A 14,999-nucleotide genomic window follows, 5' to 3' on the forward strand; every position below is an offset into this window, starting at 1 on the left:
ACAGTCACCACGGACCATTTGCAATGGTGAACAATATGACCGACTTAACCGCGCAAGAAGCCGCCTGGCAGACCCGGGATCATCTGGATGACCCAGTCATTGGCGAACTGCGCAACCGTTTTGGGCCGGATGCCTTTACTGTTCAGGCTACCCGCACCGGGGTACCCGTTGTTTGGGTGAAGCGTGAGCAATTGCTGGAAGTTGTCGATTTCCTCAAGAAATTGCCAAAACCGTACGTCATGCTGTTTGACTTACACGGCATGGATGAACGTCTGCGTACCCACCGCCAGGGTCTCCCTGCTGCGGATTTTTCCGTTTTCTACCACCTGATCTCAATAGACCGTAATACGGATATCATGCTCAAGGTGGCATTGTCTGAAAACGACATGCATCTGCCGACGATCACCAAACTTTTCCCGAACGCGAACTGGTATGAGCGTGAAACCTGGGAAATGTTCGGCATGACCTTCGACGGCCACCCGCATCTGACGCGCATCATGATGCCGCAGACCTGGACCGGCCACCCGCTGCGTAAAGACTACCCTGCGCGTGCAACCGAATTCGACCCGTTTGAGCTGACCAAAGCCAAACAGGACCTGGAAATGGAAGCGCTGACCTTCAAGCCGGAAGACTGGGGCATGAAGCGCGGTACCGACAACGAGGACTTCATGTTCCTCAACCTCGGTCCAAACCACCCGTCTGCGCACGGTGCATTCCGTATTATCCTTCAGCTTGATGGCGAAGAGATTGTCGACTGTGTTCCGGACATCGGCTACCACCACCGTGGTGCTGAGAAGATGGGCGAGCGTCAGTCCTGGCACAGCTACATTCCGTATACCGATCGTATCGAGTACCTCGGCGGCTGCGTCAACGAAATGCCATACGTGCTGGCCGTTGAGAAACTGGCGGGTATCGTTACGCCGGATCGCGTTAACGTGATTCGCGTTATGCTGTCAGAACTGTTCCGTATCAACAGCCACCTGCTGTACATCTCCACGTTCATTCAGGACGTCGGCGCGATGACCCCGGTCTTCTTCGCCTTTACCGACCGTCAGAAAATCTACGATCTGGTGGAAGCGATTACCGGTTTCCGTATGCACCCGGCCTGGTTCCGTATCGGCGGCGTGGCACACGATCTGCCGCGCGGCTGGGACCGTCTGCTGCGTGAATTCCTCGACTGGATGCCAAAACGTCTGGCGTCTTATGAGAAAGCCGCGCTGCGTAACACCATCCTGAAAGGCCGTTCCCAGGGCGTTGCTGCCTACGGCGCGAAAGAAGCGCTGGAGTGGGGTACGACAGGTGCAGGTCTGCGTGCGACCGGTATTGATTTCGACGTGCGTAAAGCCCGTCCTTACTCTGGCTACGAGAACTTCGACTTTGAAGTCCCGGTGGGCGGCGGTGTTTCCGACTGCTACACCCGCGTGATGCTGAAAGTGGAAGAGCTACGCCAGAGTCTGCGCATCCTTGAGCAGTGCCTCAACAACATGCCGGAAGGCCCGTTCAAGGCGGATCACCCGCTGACGACGCCGCCACCGAAAGAGCGCACGCTGCAGCATATCGAAACCCTGATCACCCACTTCCTGCAGGTTTCCTGGGGTCCGGTCATGCCGGCGCAAGAATCCTTCCAGATGATTGAAGCGACCAAGGGTATTAACAGTTACTACCTGACCAGTGACGGCAGCACCATGAGCTACCGTACCCGCGTGCGTACGCCGAGCTTTGCGCACCTGCAGCAGATCCCGTCCGCCATCCGCGGCAGTCTGGTCTCTGACCTGATTGTGTATCTGGGTAGTATCGATTTTGTTATGTCAGATGTGGACCGCTAATTATGCACGAGAATCAACAACCACAAACCGAGGCTTTTGAGCTGAGTGAAGCAGAACGTGCCGCGATTGAGCACGAGATGCACCACTACGAAGACCCGCGTGCGGCGTCCATTGAAGCGCTGAAAATCGTACAGAAACAGCGTGGTTGGGTGCCGGATGGGGCGATCTATGAGATCGCGAAAGTGCTGGGTATTCCGGCAAGTGACGTAGAGGGCGTAGCCACGTTCTACAGCCAGATCTTCCGTCAGCCGGTCGGCCGCCATGTGATCCGCTACTGTGACAGCGTTGTCTGCCACATTACCGGTTATCAGGGTATTCAGGCTGCGATTGAGAAAAAACTCAATATCAAGCCGGGCCAGACCACGTTCGATGGGCGCTTTACCCTGCTGCCAACCTGCTGCCTGGGTAACTGCGACAAGGGGCCGACCATGATGATTGATGAGGACACTCATAGCCATCTGACGCCGGAAGCGATTCCTGACCTGCTGGAGCAGTACAAATGAAAACTGTAATTCGTACTGCTGAGACGCATCCGCTGACCTGGCGTCTGCGCGATGACAAACAGCCGGTATGGCTCGACGAATACCAGAGCAAAAACGGCTATGCCGGCGCGCGTAAAGCCCTTGGCGGCATGGCGCCGGACGACATCGTTAATGCGGTGAAAGACTCCGGCCTGAAAGGGCGCGGCGGTGCGGGCTTCTCCACCGGTTTGAAGTGGAGCCTGATGCCGAAAGACGAATCCATGAACATCCGTTACCTGCTGTGTAACGCCGATGAAATGGAGCCGGGTACCTATAAAGACCGCCTGCTGATGGAACAGCTGCCGCACCTGCTGGTGGAAGGCATGCTGATCTCCGCGTTTGCGCTGAAAGCCTACCGTGGCTACATCTTCCTGCGCGGTGAGTACATCGAAGCAGCGGAAAACCTGCGTCGCGCGATTGCCGAAGCCACCGAAGCGGGCCTGCTGGGTAAAAACATCCTTGGCACCGGGTTTGACTTTGAACTGTTCGTGCACACCGGCGCAGGGCGTTATATCTGCGGTGAAGAAACCGCGCTGATTAACTCCCTGGAAGGCCGCCGCGCGAACCCGCGTTCCAAGCCACCGTTCCCGGCAAGTTCCGGCGTATGGGGTAAACCGACCTGCGTAAACAACGTTGAAACCCTGTGTAACGTTCCGGCTATCCTCGCCAACGGCGTGGAGTGGTATCAGGGCATCTCCTCAAGCAAAGATGCCGGTACCAAGCTGATGGGCTTCTCTGGTCGCGTTAAAAATCCTGGCGTCTGGGAACTGCCGTTCGGTACCACCGCACGTGAAATTCTTGAAGACTACGCTGGCGGCATGCGCGATGGCCTGAAATTCAAAGCCTGGCAGCCGGGTGGGGCAGGGACAGACTTCCTGACCGAAGCCCACCTTGACCTGCCAATGGAATTCGAAAGCATTGGTAAAGCAGGCAGCCGTCTGGGTACGGCGCTGGCGATGGCCGTCGACCACGAGATCGGCATGGTCTCGCTGGTGCGTAACCTGGAAGAGTTCTTCGCCCGCGAGTCCTGCGGCTGGTGTACACCGTGCCGTGATGGTCTGCCGTGGAGCGTGAAGATCCTGCGTGCAATCGAACGTGGCGAAGGCCAGCCTGGGGATATCGAGACGCTTGAGCAACTGTGTCGATTCTTAGGCCCGGGTAAAACCTTCTGTGCCCACGCACCGGGTGCCGTCGAACCTCTGCAGAGCGCGATCAAATATTTCCGCGACGAGTTCGAAGCAGGCATCAAGCAGCCGTTCAGCAATACCCATGCTATTAATGGGATTCAGCCGAACCTGCTTAAAGCGCGCTGGTAACGACAAGAATTTTGATTAACGCTCGGTTTCGACCGAGCCAACTGGAAGCATGCTAATGGCTACGATTCATGTAGACGGCAAAGAATACGAAGTCAACGGGGCGGACAACCTGCTGGAAGCTTGTCTGTCTCTTGGCCTCGATATTCCGTACTTTTGCTGGCATCCGGCGCTGGGCAGCGTCGGTGCTTGCCGCCAGTGTGCGGTGAAGCAATATCAAAACGCGGAAGACACGCGTGGTCGCCTGGTGATGTCCTGTATGACGCCAGCCACCGAAGGCACTTTTATTTCGATTGATGACGAAGAAGCGAAACAGTTCCGCGAAAGCGTTGTGGAATGGTTGATGACCAACCACCCGCACGACTGTCCGGTCTGTGAAGAGGGCGGTAACTGCCACCTTCAGGATATGACCGTGATGACCGGCCACAGCTTCCGTCGCTATCGCTTTACCAAGCGTACCCACCGTAATCAGGACCTGGGGCCGTTCATCTCTCACGAAATGAACCGCTGCATCGCCTGCTACCGCTGCGTGCGTTACTACAAAGATTACGCAGACGGTCAGGATCTGGGCGTGTATGGCGCGCACGATAACGTCTACTTCGGTCGTCCGGAAGACGGCGTGCTGGAAAGCGAATTCTCCGGTAACCTGGTAGAAATCTGCCCGACAGGCGTATTCACCGATAAAACCCACTCCGAGCGTTACAACCGTAAATGGGACATGCAGTTTGCGCCAAGCATCTGCCAGCAGTGTTCCCTCGGCTGTAACACCAGCCCGGGTGAGCGTTACGGCGAACTGCGTCGTATCGAAAACCGTTACAACGGCACCGTTAACCACTACTTCCTGTGCGACCGCGGTCGTTTCGGCTATGGCTATGTGAACCTGAAGGACCGTCCGCGTCAGCCGGTTCAGCGCCGTGGCGACGACTTCATTACCCTGAACGCTGAGCAGGCGATGCAGGGCGCGGCAGATATTCTGCGCCAGTCGAAGAAAGTGATCGGTATCGGCTCCCCGCGCGCCAGCATCGAAAGCAACTTTGCGCTGCGCGAGCTGGTTGGCGCGGAAAACTTCTATACCGGTATCGCTCAGGGCGAGCAGGAACGTCTTCAGCTGGTACTGAAAGTGCTGCGTGAAGGCGGTATTCATACCCCAGCGCTGCGCGAAATCGAATCTTATGATGCGGTCCTGGTGCTGGGTGAAGACCTGACGCAGACGGGCGCACGCGCGGCTCTGGCGGTTCGTCAGGCGGTGAAGGGTAAAGCACGTGAAATGGCAGCGGCGCAGAAAGTGGCTGACTGGCAGATTGCGGCGATCCTCAACATCGGCCAGCGCGCGAAGCATCCTCTGTTTGTGACGAACGTTGACAACACCCGTCTGGACGATATCGCGGCGTGGACCTACTGCGCGCCGGTTGAAGATCAGGCGCGCCTCGGCTTTGCCATTGCCCACGCGCTGGACAGCAGCTCACCGGCCGTTGAACTGGATCGCGACCTGCAGAACAAGGTTGACGTGATTGTTCAGGCCCTGGCGGGTTCGAAAAAACCGCTGATTATTTCCGGTACCAACGCCGGTAGCGCGGAGATCATTCAGGCGGCAGCCAACGTTGCCAAAGCCCTGAAAGGCCGCGGTGCTGATGTCGGCGTGACCATGATTGCCCGTGCGGTGAACAGCATTGGTCTGGGCATGATCGGCGGCGGCTCGCTGGAAGCAGCGTTAAGCGAACTGGAGTCCGGTGCCGCTGACGCCGTTGTGGTGCTGGAAAACGACCTGCATCGCCACGCCTCTGCCGCTCGCGTTGACGCCGCGCTCTCCAAAGCGCCGCTGGTAATGGTCATTGACCATCAGCGCACCGCGATCATGGACAAAGCGCACCTGGTGCTCTCTGCGGCAAGCTTCGCAGAAAGCGACGGTACCGTTATCAACAACGAAGGTCGCGCCCAGCGTTTCTTCCAGGTTTACGATCCGGCGTACTACGACAGCAACACCGTGATGCTGGAAAGCTGGCGCTGGCTGCACTCCCTGCACAGCACCGTACAGAGCCGTGAAGTGGACTGGACGCAGCTCGACCACGTTATCGACGCGGTAGTGGAAAAACTGCCTCAGCTGGCAGGCATTAAAGATGCCGCACCTGAAGCCAGCTTCCGCATTCGCGGCCAGAAACTGGCGCGTGAACCGCACCGTTACAGCGGCCGTACCGCGATGCGCGCCAATATCAGCGTGCACGAACCGCGCCAGCCGCAGGATAAAGACACCATGTTCGCCTTCTCTATGGAAGGGAACAACCAGCCGTCTGCGCCGCGTTCGCAAATCCCATTCGCATGGGCGCCGGGCTGGAACTCCCCGCAGGCATGGAACAAGTTCCAGGCTGAAGTGGGTGGCTCCCTGCGTCACGGCGATCCGGGCGTGCGTCTGATTGAAGCCTCCGAAACCGGTCTGGACTTCTTCACCTCCGTACCGGCGAGCTTCCAGGCGCAGGAAGGTAACTGGCGTATCGCGCCGTACTACCATCTGTTCGGTAGCGACGAGCTGTCACAGCGTTCACCGGTCTTCCAGACCCGCATGCCGCAGCCTTACATCAAGCTTAACCCGGCGGATGCCGCGAAGCTTGGCGTAAACGCGGGCGCAAACATTGCCTTTAGCTATGACGGCCAGACAATCAGCCTGCCGCTGATTATCTCCGAAGGTCTGACAGCAGGGCAGGTGGGTCTGCCGATGGGTATGCCTGGCATTGCGCCGGTTCTGGCGGGTGCGCGTCTTGATAATCTGCAGGAGGCAAAAGCATGAGTTGGTTAACGCCGGATCTTATCGACATCCTGCTGAGCATTCTGAAAGCGATTGTTATCCTGCTGGTGGTGGTCACCTGCGGCGCGTTCATGAGCTTTGGTGAACGTCGTCTGCTCGGTCTGTTCCAGAACCGTTACGGACCGAACCGCGTGGGCTGGGGTGGTTCACTCCAGCTGGTCGCGGACATGATCAAGATGTTCTTTAAAGAGGACTGGATCCCGCGCTTCTCGGACCGCGTGATCTTTACTCTGGCACCGATGATCGCCTTCACCTCGCTGCTGCTGGCGTTTGCTATCGTTCCGGTCAGCCCGACCTGGGTGGTCGCTGACCTGAACATCGGCATTCTGTTCTTCCTGATGATGGCAGGCCTCGCGGTTTACGCGGTGCTGTTCGCAGGCTGGTCCAGTAACAACAAATACTCGCTGCTGGGTGCGATGCGTGCTTCCGCGCAGACCCTGAGCTACGAAGTGTTCCTGGGGCTCTCCCTGATGGGCGTGGTGGCGCAGGCCGGTTCATTTAACATGACCGACATCGTCAATAACCAGGCCGACATCTGGAACGTTATCCCGCAGTTCTTTGGGTTTATTACCTTTGCTATCGCGGGCGTGGCGGTGTGTCACCGTCACCCGTTTGACCAGCCAGAAGCCGAACAGGAACTGGCCGACGGTTACCACATCGAATATTCCGGTATGAAATTCGGTCTGTTCTTCGTGGGCGAGTACATCGGTATCGTCACCATTTCCGCGTTGATGGTAACGCTGTTCTTCGGTGGCTGGCATGGCCCGTTCTTACCGCCGTTCATCTGGTTCGCGCTGAAAACCGCGTTCTTCATGATGATGTTCATTTTGATTCGCGCAGCGTTACCGCGTCCGCGTTATGACCAGGTAATGTCCTTCGGCTGGAAAGTGTGCCTGCCGCTGACGCTCGTCAACTTGTTGGTAACGGCGGCTGTCATTCTCTGGCAGCAGCCATAAGGGGCTATAGACCATGACCTTAAAAGAATTACTGGTAGGCTTTGGTACCCAGGTACGCAGTATCTGGATGATCGGCCTGCACGCGTTTGCCAAACGCGAAACCCGGATGTACCCGGAAGAGCCGGTATATCTGCCGCCGCGCTACCGTGGCCGTATCGTGCTGACGCGCGACCCGGATGGTTCCGAGCGCTGCGTTGCCTGTAACCTGTGTGCGGTAGCGTGTCCGGTAGGCTGTATCTCTCTGCAGAAAGCAGAGACGGTAGACGGCCGCTGGTACCCTGAGTTCTTCCGCATCAACTTCTCACGCTGCATTTTCTGCGGTCTGTGTGAAGAAGCGTGCCCAACCACGGCGATTCAGCTGACTCCAGACTTCGAGCTGGGTGAGTACAAGCGTCAGGACCTGGTGTACGAGAAAGAGGATCTGCTGATTTCCGGTCCGGGCAAATACCCGGAATATAACTTCTACCGGATGGCGGGTATGGCAATCGACGGCAAAGATAAGGGCGAAGCAGAGAACGAAGCTAAGCCTATCGACGTCAAGAGCCTGTTACCGTAAGGAGAGGGCAATGGAATTCGCTTTTTATATCTGTGGCCTTATCGCCATCCTGGCTACGCTGCGAGTGATTACGCACACCAATCCGGTGCATGCGCTGCTGTACTTAATCATCTCGCTGCTGGCCATTTCCGGGGTGTTCTTCGCACTGGGCGCGCACTTCGCCGGTGCGCTGGAAATCATCGTCTACGCCGGGGCCATCATGGTGCTGTTCGTGTTTGTGGTGATGATGCTGAACCTGGGCGGCTCTGAGATTGAGCAGGAACGTCAGTGGTTAAAACCGCAAGTGTGGATTGGCCCGGCAATTTTGTCGGCCATCATGCTGGTGGTGATTGTTTACGCCATCCTGGGCGTCAACGATCAGGGCATCGACGGCACGCCGATTGGCGCTAAAGAGGTCGGTATTACCCTCTTTGGCCCATACGTTCTGGCGGTTGAACTGGCCTCAATGCTGCTGCTGGCAGGTCTGGTTGTTGCTTTCCACGTTGGCCGCGAAGAGCGTGCTGGCGAGGTGCTGAGCAACCGCACTGACGACCGCGCGAAAAGAAAAACGGAGGAGCGCGCATGATCCCCTTAACACATGGACTGATCCTCGCTGCGATTTTATTCGTTCTGGGTCTGACCGGTCTGGTTATCCGCCGCAATCTGCTGTTTATGCTGATCGGTCTGGAAATCATGATTAACGCCTCCGCGCTGGCCTTCGTGGTCGCAGGAAGCTACTGGGGCCAGACCGATGGTCAGGTGATGTACATTCTCGCCATCAGCCTTGCGGCTGCCGAAGCGAGTATTGGCCTGGCGCTGTTGCTGCAGCTCCATCGTCGCCGCCAGAACCTGAACATCGATTCAGTAAGTGAGTTGCGTGGATGAACATGCTTGCCTTAACCATTATTTTTCCGCTGATTGGCTTCGTGCTGCTGGCGTTTTCTCGCGGCCGCTGGTCTGAGAATCTGTCTGCGACCGTGGGCATTGGCTCCATCGGTCTGGCTGCGCTGGTGACGGCGTATGCGGGTATCGACTTCTTTAACAACGGGCGTCAGCCTTTCAGCGTGCCGCTGTGGACCTGGATGTCGGTCGGTGATTTCAACATCGGCTTCAACCTGGTGCTGGACGGCCTCTCGCTGACCATGCTCTCCGTGGTCACCGGCGTGGGCTTCCTGATCCACATGTTCGCCTCCTGGTATATGCGCGGTGAAGAGGGGTACTCCCGCTTCTTCGCCTACACCAACCTGTTTATCGCCAGCATGGTGGTTCTGGTGCTGGCCGATAACCTGCTGCTGATGTATCTGGGCTGGGAAGGCGTAGGTCTGTGTTCTTACCTGCTGATCGGTTTCTACTACACCGATCCGAAGAATGGCGCAGCGGCCATGAAAGCGTTCGTCGTGACCCGCGTGGGTGACGTCTTCCTCGCTTTCGCGCTGTTCATTCTTTACAACGAACTGGGCACGCTGAACTTCCGCGAAATGGTGGAACTGGCGCCGGCTCACTTCGCTGCAGGCAACAACATGCTGTGGTGGGCAACGCTGATGCTGCTGGGTGGCGCCGTGGGTAAATCCGCGCAGCTGCCGTTGCAGACCTGGCTGGCCGACGCGATGGCGGGTCCAACCCCTGTCTCCGCGCTGATCCACGCCGCGACCATGGTAACCGCCGGTGTCTACCTGATTGCGCGTACCCATGGCCTGTTCCTGATGACCCCGGAAATTCTGCATCTGGTGGGTATCGTCGGTGCGGTCACGCTGGTGCTGGCAGGCTTTGCCGCGCTGGTGCAGACCGACATCAAACGCGTTCTCGCGTATTCCACAATGAGCCAGATTGGTTACATGTTCCTGGCGCTGGGCGTTCAGGCGTGGGACGCAGCCATTTTCCACCTGATGACGCACGCGTTCTTTAAAGCGCTGCTGTTCCTCTCATCCGGTTCCGTGATCCTGGCCTGCCATCACGAGCAGAACATCTTCAAGATGGGCGGACTGCGTAAGTCCATTCCGCTGGTGTATGTCTGCTTCCTGGTGGGCGGCGCGGCGCTGGCGGCACTGCCGCTGATCACCGCGGGCTTCTTCAGTAAGGACGAAATCCTTGCGGGTGCCATGGCGAATGGTCATATCAATCTGATGGTTGCGGGTCTGGTCGGTGCGTTCATGACCTCCCTGTATACCTTCCGTATGATTTTCATCGTATTCCACGGTAAAGAACAAATTCACGCTCACGCAGGGAAGGGGATCACCCACCACCTGCCGCTGATTGTGCTGCTGGTACTGTCCACCTTCGTTGGCGCGATGATTGTGCCACCGCTGCAGGGCGTACTGCCAGACACCACCGAGCTTGAGCACGGTCGCGTTCTGACGCTTGAAATCACCTCCGGTGTGGTCGCTATCGCGGGCATCCTGATTGCAGCATGGCTGTGGCTGGGCAAACGTACGCTGGTGACTGCCGTTGCCAACAGTGCGCCGGGCCGTCTGCTGGGCACCTGGTGGTACAACGCGTGGGGCTTCGACTGGCTGTACGACATGATCTTCGTTAAGCCGTTCCTGGGCATTGCGTGGCTGCTGAAGCGCGACCCACTGAACAGCCTGATGAATATCCCGGCGATCCTTTCCCGCTTTGCAGGTAAAGGCCTGCTGTACAGCGAGAACGGTTACCTGCGCTGGTATGTGGCGTCCATGAGCATCGGTGCGGTTGTCGTGCTGGCGCTGCTGATGGTGTTGCGTTGATCGTTAAGTGAATTTTATTCGAATTCGTTGAAAATCAGGCCCCTGCTGGGGGCCTTTAAAAGGAATGTAAATCGCCATGTTACTACCCTGGCTAATATTAATTCCCTTCATCGGCGGCTTCCTGTGCTGGCAGACTGAACGCTTTGGCGTGAAGATGCCGCGCTGGATCGCGCTGATCACCATGGGATTGACGCTCGCGCTTGGCCTGCAACTGTGGTTGCAGGGCGGTTACTCACTGACCCAGTCTGCAGGCATTCCGCAGTGGCAGTCTGAGTTCATCCTGCCGTGGATCCCGCGTTTCGGCATTACGATCCACCTGGCGATTGACGGTCTGTCGCTGCTGATGGTGGTGCTGACTGGTCTGCTCGGCGTTCTGGCGGTACTTTGCTCCTGGCGAGAAATCGAAAAATACCAGGGCTTCTTCCACCTGAATCTGATGTGGATCCTGGGCGGCGTGATCGGCGTGTTCCTTGCCATCGACATGTTCCTGTTCTTCTTCTTCTGGGAGATGATGCTGGTGCCGATGTACTTCCTGATCGCGCTGTGGGGCCACAAGGCGTCCGACGGTAAAACGCGTATCACGGCGGCAACCAAGTTCTTCATCTATACCCAGGCGAGTGGTCTGGTGATGTTGATTGCTATTCTGGCGCTGGTGTTTGTTCACCACAACGCGACCGGAACCTGGACCTTCAACTACGAAGATCTGCTGAAAACGCCAATGTCCCACGGCGTTGAATACCTGCTGATGCTGGGCTTCTTCATCGCGTTCGCGGTGAAAATGCCGGTCGTTCCGCTGCACGGCTGGCTGCCAGACGCGCACTCTCAGGCACCAACGGCGGGTTCCGTTGACCTGGCGGGTATCTTGCTGAAAACGGCGGCCTACGGTCTGCTGCGTTTCGCACTGCCGCTGTTCCCGAATGCCTCCGCAGAGTTCGCACCGATTGCCATGTGGCTGGGTGTGATCGGTATCTTCTACGGTGCCTGGATGGCCTTCACGCAGTACGACATCAAGCGTCTGATTGCCTACACATCCGTTTCCCACATGGGCTTCGTGCTGATTGCTATCTACACCGGCAGCCAGCTGGCGTACCAGGGCGCGGTGATCCAGATGATTGCGCACGGTCTGTCCGCAGCCGGCCTCTTCATTCTGTGCGGTCAGCTGTACGAACGTCTGCATACCCGCGACATGCGCATGATGGGCGGCCTGTGGAGCAAAATTAAATGGCTGCCAGCGCTGTCCATGTTCTTTGCGGTGGCTACCCTGGGGATGCCGGGTACCGGTAACTTCGTCGGCGAATTTATGATTCTGTTCGGCAGCTTCAAAGTGGTACCGTTGATTACCGTGATCTCCACCTTTGGTCTGGTGTTCGCTTCCGTGTACTCGCTGGCGATGCTGCACCGCGCTTACTTCGGTAAAGCGAAGAGCGAAATTGCTGCACAAGAACTGCCGGGGATGTCGCTGCGTGAGCTGTTCATCATCCTGCTGCTGGTCGTACTGCTGGTGCTGCTGGGCTTCTTCCCGCAGCCGATTCTGGATACCTCGCATAGCGCGATGGGTAACATCCAGCAGTGGTTTGTTAATTCTGCTTCTACTACAAGGCCGTAATTCGCCATGACAATAACTCCACAACAACTGATCGCGCTGCTACCGCTGCTGATCGTCGGATTGACGGTGGTGGTTGTGATGCTCTCCATTGCGTGGCGACGCAATCACTTCCTGAATGCCACGCTGTCGGTCATCGGCCTGAACGCCGCGTTAGTCTCTCTCTGGTTTGTTGGCCAGGGTGGGGCGATGGACGTCACCCCGCTGATGCGCGTTGACGGTTACGCCATGCTGTATACCGGTTTGGTGCTGCTGGCGAGCCTGGCAACCTGTACCTTTGCGTACCCGTGGCTCGAAGGCTACAACGACAACAAAGAAGAGTTTTACCTGCTGGTTCTGATTGCCGCGCTGGGCGGCATTCTGCTGGCGAATGCGAACCACCTGGCCGCGCTGTTCCTCGGTATTGAGCTGATCTCTCTGCCGCTGTTCGGCCTGATTGGTTACGCCTTCCGTCAGAAGCGTTCCCTGGAAGCAAGCATCAAGTACACCATTCTGTCTGCTGCTGCGTCCTCGTTCCTGCTGTTTGGTATTGCGCTGCTGTACGCACAGTCCGGTAACCTCTCTTTCATGGCGCTCGGCAAGAGCCTCGGTGACGGCATGCTGCATGAGCCGCTGCTGCTGGCGGGTCTGGGCATGATGATCGTTGGCCTCGGCTTCAAACTCTCTCTGGTGCCGTTCCACCTGTGGACGCCAGACGTATACCAGGGCGCTCCGGCTCCGGTGTCGACCTTCCTGGCGACGGCGAGCAAGATCGCTATCTTCGGTGTGGTCATGCGTCTGTTCCTGTACGCGCCTGTGGGTGACAGCGAAGCGGTTCGCGTGGTGCTGGGCATTATCGCGTTCGTCTCCATCATCTTCGGTAACCTGATGGCGCTGAGCCAGACCAACATCAAGCGTCTGCTGGGCTACTCGTCTATCTCTCATCTGGGCTACCTGATGGTGGCGCTGATTGCGCTGCAGAGCGGTGAGATGTCGATGGAAGCCGTGGGCGTGTATCTGGCCGGTTACCTGTTCAGCAGCCTCGGCGCCTTCGGCGTGGTGAGCCTGATGTCCAGCCCGTACCGTGGCCCGGATGCCGATTCACTGTTCTCCTACCGTGGTCTGTTCTGGCACCGTCCGATCCTGTCCGCGGTAATGACCGTGATGATGCTCTCTCTGGCAGGTATCCCGATGACGCTCGGCTTTATCGGTAAGTTCTACGTGCTGGCCGTCGGTGTGCAGGCGCACCTGTGGTGGCTGACCGCGGGCGTGGTTATCGGCTCCGCGATTGGCCTCTACTACTACCTGCGTGTTGCCGTGAGCCTGTACCTGAGCGCGCCTCAGCAGCTCAACCGTGATGCCCCAACCAACTGGCAGTACAGCGCCGGTGGTATCGTAGTGCTTATCTCCGCACTGCTGGTGCTGATCTTCGGTATCTATCCGCAGCCGCTGATTGATATCGTGCAGCGAGCGATGCCGCTGATGTAAGGTGAAAGCAAAAAGGCAACGAAAGTTGCCTTTTTTAATGTTTGCGCCCTCTCCCGGTGGGAGAGGGACGGGGTGAGGGCACCAGCCCGCACGTAACGAAAAAACCCGCCTCGGCGGGTTTTTTTATGGTTTGCCCAGCGGCGCTACGCTTGCAGGGCCTACGGGTTTTGTAGGTCGGGTAAGCGTAGCGCCACCCGACTAAGCCAGCTGCTTCCTGCTAATCAACGGCCCGTCAATCTTCTTCATCGAGCGGTCCAGCACTTCCTCAATCACCGACGACAGTTCGTTCAGCTCAAACTTCGCCACATACCCGTCCGCCTTCACCTTGCGAATATGGTCTTCGTTGGCGTTGCCGGAAAGGGAAGAGTGGATCACGACCGGAATGTCCTTCAATATCGGGTCGGTTTTGATTTTGCGCGTCAGCGTAAAACCGTCCATCTCCGGCATTTCGAGGTCGGTCAGCACCAGAGCGATCTTATCGGTGATGGGAACCCCCTCAGCCTGGGCCTGTGCCGCCAGCACGCCGATTTTTTCCCACGCGTCTTTGCCGGTGATATGCAGCTGTGCCGGGATCTCCATGGCCTGCAGACCTTTCTCCAGCATCGAGCGCGCCACTTTGGAGTCTTCCGCGACGATGGCGACAGCGCCCGGTTTGATATGGAATTTGGTGGTCTTCAGGTTCGTGGCGTGCAGATCGTGATTGGCCGGGGTGATGTCATACAGGATCTGCTCAACGTCCAGCACCATCGCCAGATCGTTGGTATCGGTCTTCTCGTCAAGACACGCAATGCTGGTGATGTAGCGACCGCTGACAGCGGTTTCCGCCGCATGCACCTGCTTCCAGTCCAGACGCATGATGTTCTCAACCGATTCCACGGCAAACGCCTGCACGCTGCGCGCATATTCTGTGATCAGCAGGATGTTCAGCCCGGTGGTGGGCTTACAGCCCGCCACGGCGGCCAGGTCAATCACCGGGATCACCTGATCGCGAATATTCACCATTCCCATCAGCGGTGACTTCATCCCGGCGGGTTTTGTGAACTCCGGCATCGGCACAATTTCACGCAGCTTAAAGACGTTAATGCCAAACAGCTCGGATTTATTTTCGTTCAGAGAGGTGCCAAGACGGAACAGCAACAGTTCAAAACGGTTCGACAGGGTCAGATTCGCCCTGTCATCAATATCTTTCTGGAAATTATCCATTCTACCCTCGAGAGAAATGCTGACCTTTTAATCGTTATCGGCATCCTGAGGG

At 57.5% G+C, this 14,999-nt stretch carries 12 protein-coding genes; 11 read left to right on the forward strand and 1 reads right to left on the reverse strand.

Features of this window, described 5'->3' with window-relative positions; all coding sequences use genetic code 11:
• The first annotated feature begins 23 nt into the window (after positions 1-23).
• The 11 genes from nuoC to nuoN all read left to right on the forward strand — a co-directional run bounded on the left by nuoC (position 24) and on the right by nuoN (position 13,744).
• The gene (nuoC, locus tag UR289_RS11180; protein ID WP_023312537.1) at positions 24-1,826 is read left to right on the forward strand and encodes an NADH-quinone oxidoreductase subunit C/D; all 1,803 of its coding nucleotides are present in this window, start codon (positions 24-26) and stop codon (positions 1,824-1,826) included.
• Positions 1,827-1,828: 2 nt separating this feature from the next.
• Positions 1,829-2,329: an NADH-quinone oxidoreductase subunit NuoE gene (gene nuoE / locus UR289_RS11185; RefSeq protein WP_006176513.1), complete on the forward strand. Its 501-nt coding sequence runs from the start codon at positions 1,829-1,831 to the stop codon at positions 2,327-2,329.
• Positions 2,326-3,663, forward strand: a complete 1,338-nt coding sequence (nuoF, locus tag UR289_RS11190; protein WP_023312536.1) for an NADH-quinone oxidoreductase subunit NuoF — start codon at positions 2,326-2,328, stop codon at positions 3,661-3,663. The genes nuoE and nuoF overlap by 4 nt, the downstream gene beginning before the upstream one ends.
• 55 nt (positions 3,664-3,718) lie before the next feature.
• On the forward strand, positions 3,719-6,442 hold the full coding sequence (gene nuoG, locus UR289_RS11195) for an NADH-quinone oxidoreductase subunit NuoG (protein WP_320710109.1): 2,724 nt from the start codon (positions 3,719-3,721) through the stop codon (positions 6,440-6,442).
• A complete protein-coding gene (nuoH, locus tag UR289_RS11200) occupies positions 6,439-7,416 on the forward strand; it encodes an NADH-quinone oxidoreductase subunit NuoH (RefSeq protein WP_008500211.1) in 978 nt (325 codons plus the stop codon). The genes nuoG and nuoH overlap by 4 nt, the downstream gene beginning before the upstream one ends.
• A gap of 13 nt (positions 7,417-7,429) precedes the next feature.
• Positions 7,430-7,972: an NADH-quinone oxidoreductase subunit NuoI gene (gene nuoI / locus UR289_RS11205; RefSeq protein ID WP_003861491.1), complete on the forward strand. Its 543-nt coding sequence runs from the start codon at positions 7,430-7,432 to the stop codon at positions 7,970-7,972.
• A 10-nt stretch (positions 7,973-7,982) separates the two neighbouring features.
• Complete coding sequence (nuoJ, locus tag UR289_RS11210) at positions 7,983-8,537, forward strand: NADH-quinone oxidoreductase subunit J (RefSeq protein ID WP_008500212.1); 555 nt, start codon at positions 7,983-7,985, stop codon at positions 8,535-8,537.
• Positions 8,534-8,836: an NADH-quinone oxidoreductase subunit NuoK gene (gene nuoK, locus UR289_RS11215; protein WP_003861496.1), complete on the forward strand. Its 303-nt coding sequence runs from the start codon at positions 8,534-8,536 to the stop codon at positions 8,834-8,836. The genes nuoJ and nuoK overlap by 4 nt, the downstream gene beginning before the upstream one ends.
• A complete protein-coding gene (gene nuoL, locus UR289_RS11220; RefSeq protein WP_014884634.1) occupies positions 8,833-10,674 on the forward strand; it encodes an NADH-quinone oxidoreductase subunit L in 1,842 nt (613 codons plus the stop codon). The genes nuoK and nuoL overlap by 4 nt, the downstream gene beginning before the upstream one ends.
• Before the next feature lie 76 nt (positions 10,675-10,750).
• The gene (gene nuoM / locus UR289_RS11225) at positions 10,751-12,280 is read left to right on the forward strand and encodes an NADH-quinone oxidoreductase subunit M (protein ID WP_210867448.1); all 1,530 of its coding nucleotides are present in this window, start codon (positions 10,751-10,753) and stop codon (positions 12,278-12,280) included.
• A 6-nt stretch (positions 12,281-12,286) separates the two neighbouring features.
• Complete coding sequence (gene nuoN / locus UR289_RS11230; protein WP_029740937.1) at positions 12,287-13,744, forward strand: NADH-quinone oxidoreductase subunit NuoN; 1,458 nt, start codon at positions 12,287-12,289, stop codon at positions 13,742-13,744.
• A 198-nt stretch (positions 13,745-13,942) separates the two neighbouring features.
• Here the strand turns inward: nuoN and UR289_RS11235 are convergent, their stop codons facing one another.
• Entirely contained in the window at positions 13,943-14,947 is a 1,005-nt protein-coding gene (locus UR289_RS11235; protein ID WP_033146077.1) for a chemotaxis protein, read from the reverse strand.
• Positions 14,948-14,999: the final 52 nt, after the last annotated feature.

Origin of the sequence: Enterobacter sp. 302C9, assembly GCF_034106085.1 — a bacterium.
Taxonomy (GTDB): domain Bacteria; phylum Pseudomonadota; class Gammaproteobacteria; order Enterobacterales; family Enterobacteriaceae; genus Enterobacter; species Enterobacter asburiae_B.

What these genes read in the sequence shown, in the direction of transcription:
- nuoC (WP_023312537.1), top strand. Translation starts at nt 24, where the DNA reads ATGGTGAACAATATGACCGACTTAACCGCGCAAGAAGCCGCCTGGCAG.
- nuoE (WP_006176513.1), top strand. Translation starts at nt 1,829, where the DNA reads ATGCACGAGAATCAACAACCACAAACCGAGGCTTTTGAGCTGAGTGAA.
- nuoF (WP_023312536.1), top strand. Translation starts at nt 2,326, where the DNA reads ATGAAAACTGTAATTCGTACTGCTGAGACGCATCCGCTGACCTGGCGT.
- nuoG (WP_320710109.1), top strand. Translation starts at nt 3,719, where the DNA reads ATGGCTACGATTCATGTAGACGGCAAAGAATACGAAGTCAACGGGGCG.
- nuoH (WP_008500211.1), top strand. Translation starts at nt 6,439, where the DNA reads ATGAGTTGGTTAACGCCGGATCTTATCGACATCCTGCTGAGCATTCTG.
- nuoI (WP_003861491.1), top strand. Translation starts at nt 7,430, where the DNA reads ATGACCTTAAAAGAATTACTGGTAGGCTTTGGTACCCAGGTACGCAGT.
- nuoJ (WP_008500212.1), top strand. Translation starts at nt 7,983, where the DNA reads ATGGAATTCGCTTTTTATATCTGTGGCCTTATCGCCATCCTGGCTACG.
- nuoK (WP_003861496.1), top strand. Translation starts at nt 8,534, where the DNA reads ATGATCCCCTTAACACATGGACTGATCCTCGCTGCGATTTTATTCGTT.
- nuoL (WP_014884634.1), top strand. Translation starts at nt 8,833, where the DNA reads ATGAACATGCTTGCCTTAACCATTATTTTTCCGCTGATTGGCTTCGTG.
- nuoM (WP_210867448.1), top strand. Translation starts at nt 10,751, where the DNA reads ATGTTACTACCCTGGCTAATATTAATTCCCTTCATCGGCGGCTTCCTG.
- nuoN (WP_029740937.1), top strand. Translation starts at nt 12,287, where the DNA reads ATGACAATAACTCCACAACAACTGATCGCGCTGCTACCGCTGCTGATC.
- UR289_RS11235 (WP_033146077.1), bottom strand. Translation starts at nt 14,947, where the DNA reads ATGGATAATTTCCAGAAAGATATTGATGACAGGGCGAATCTGACCCTG.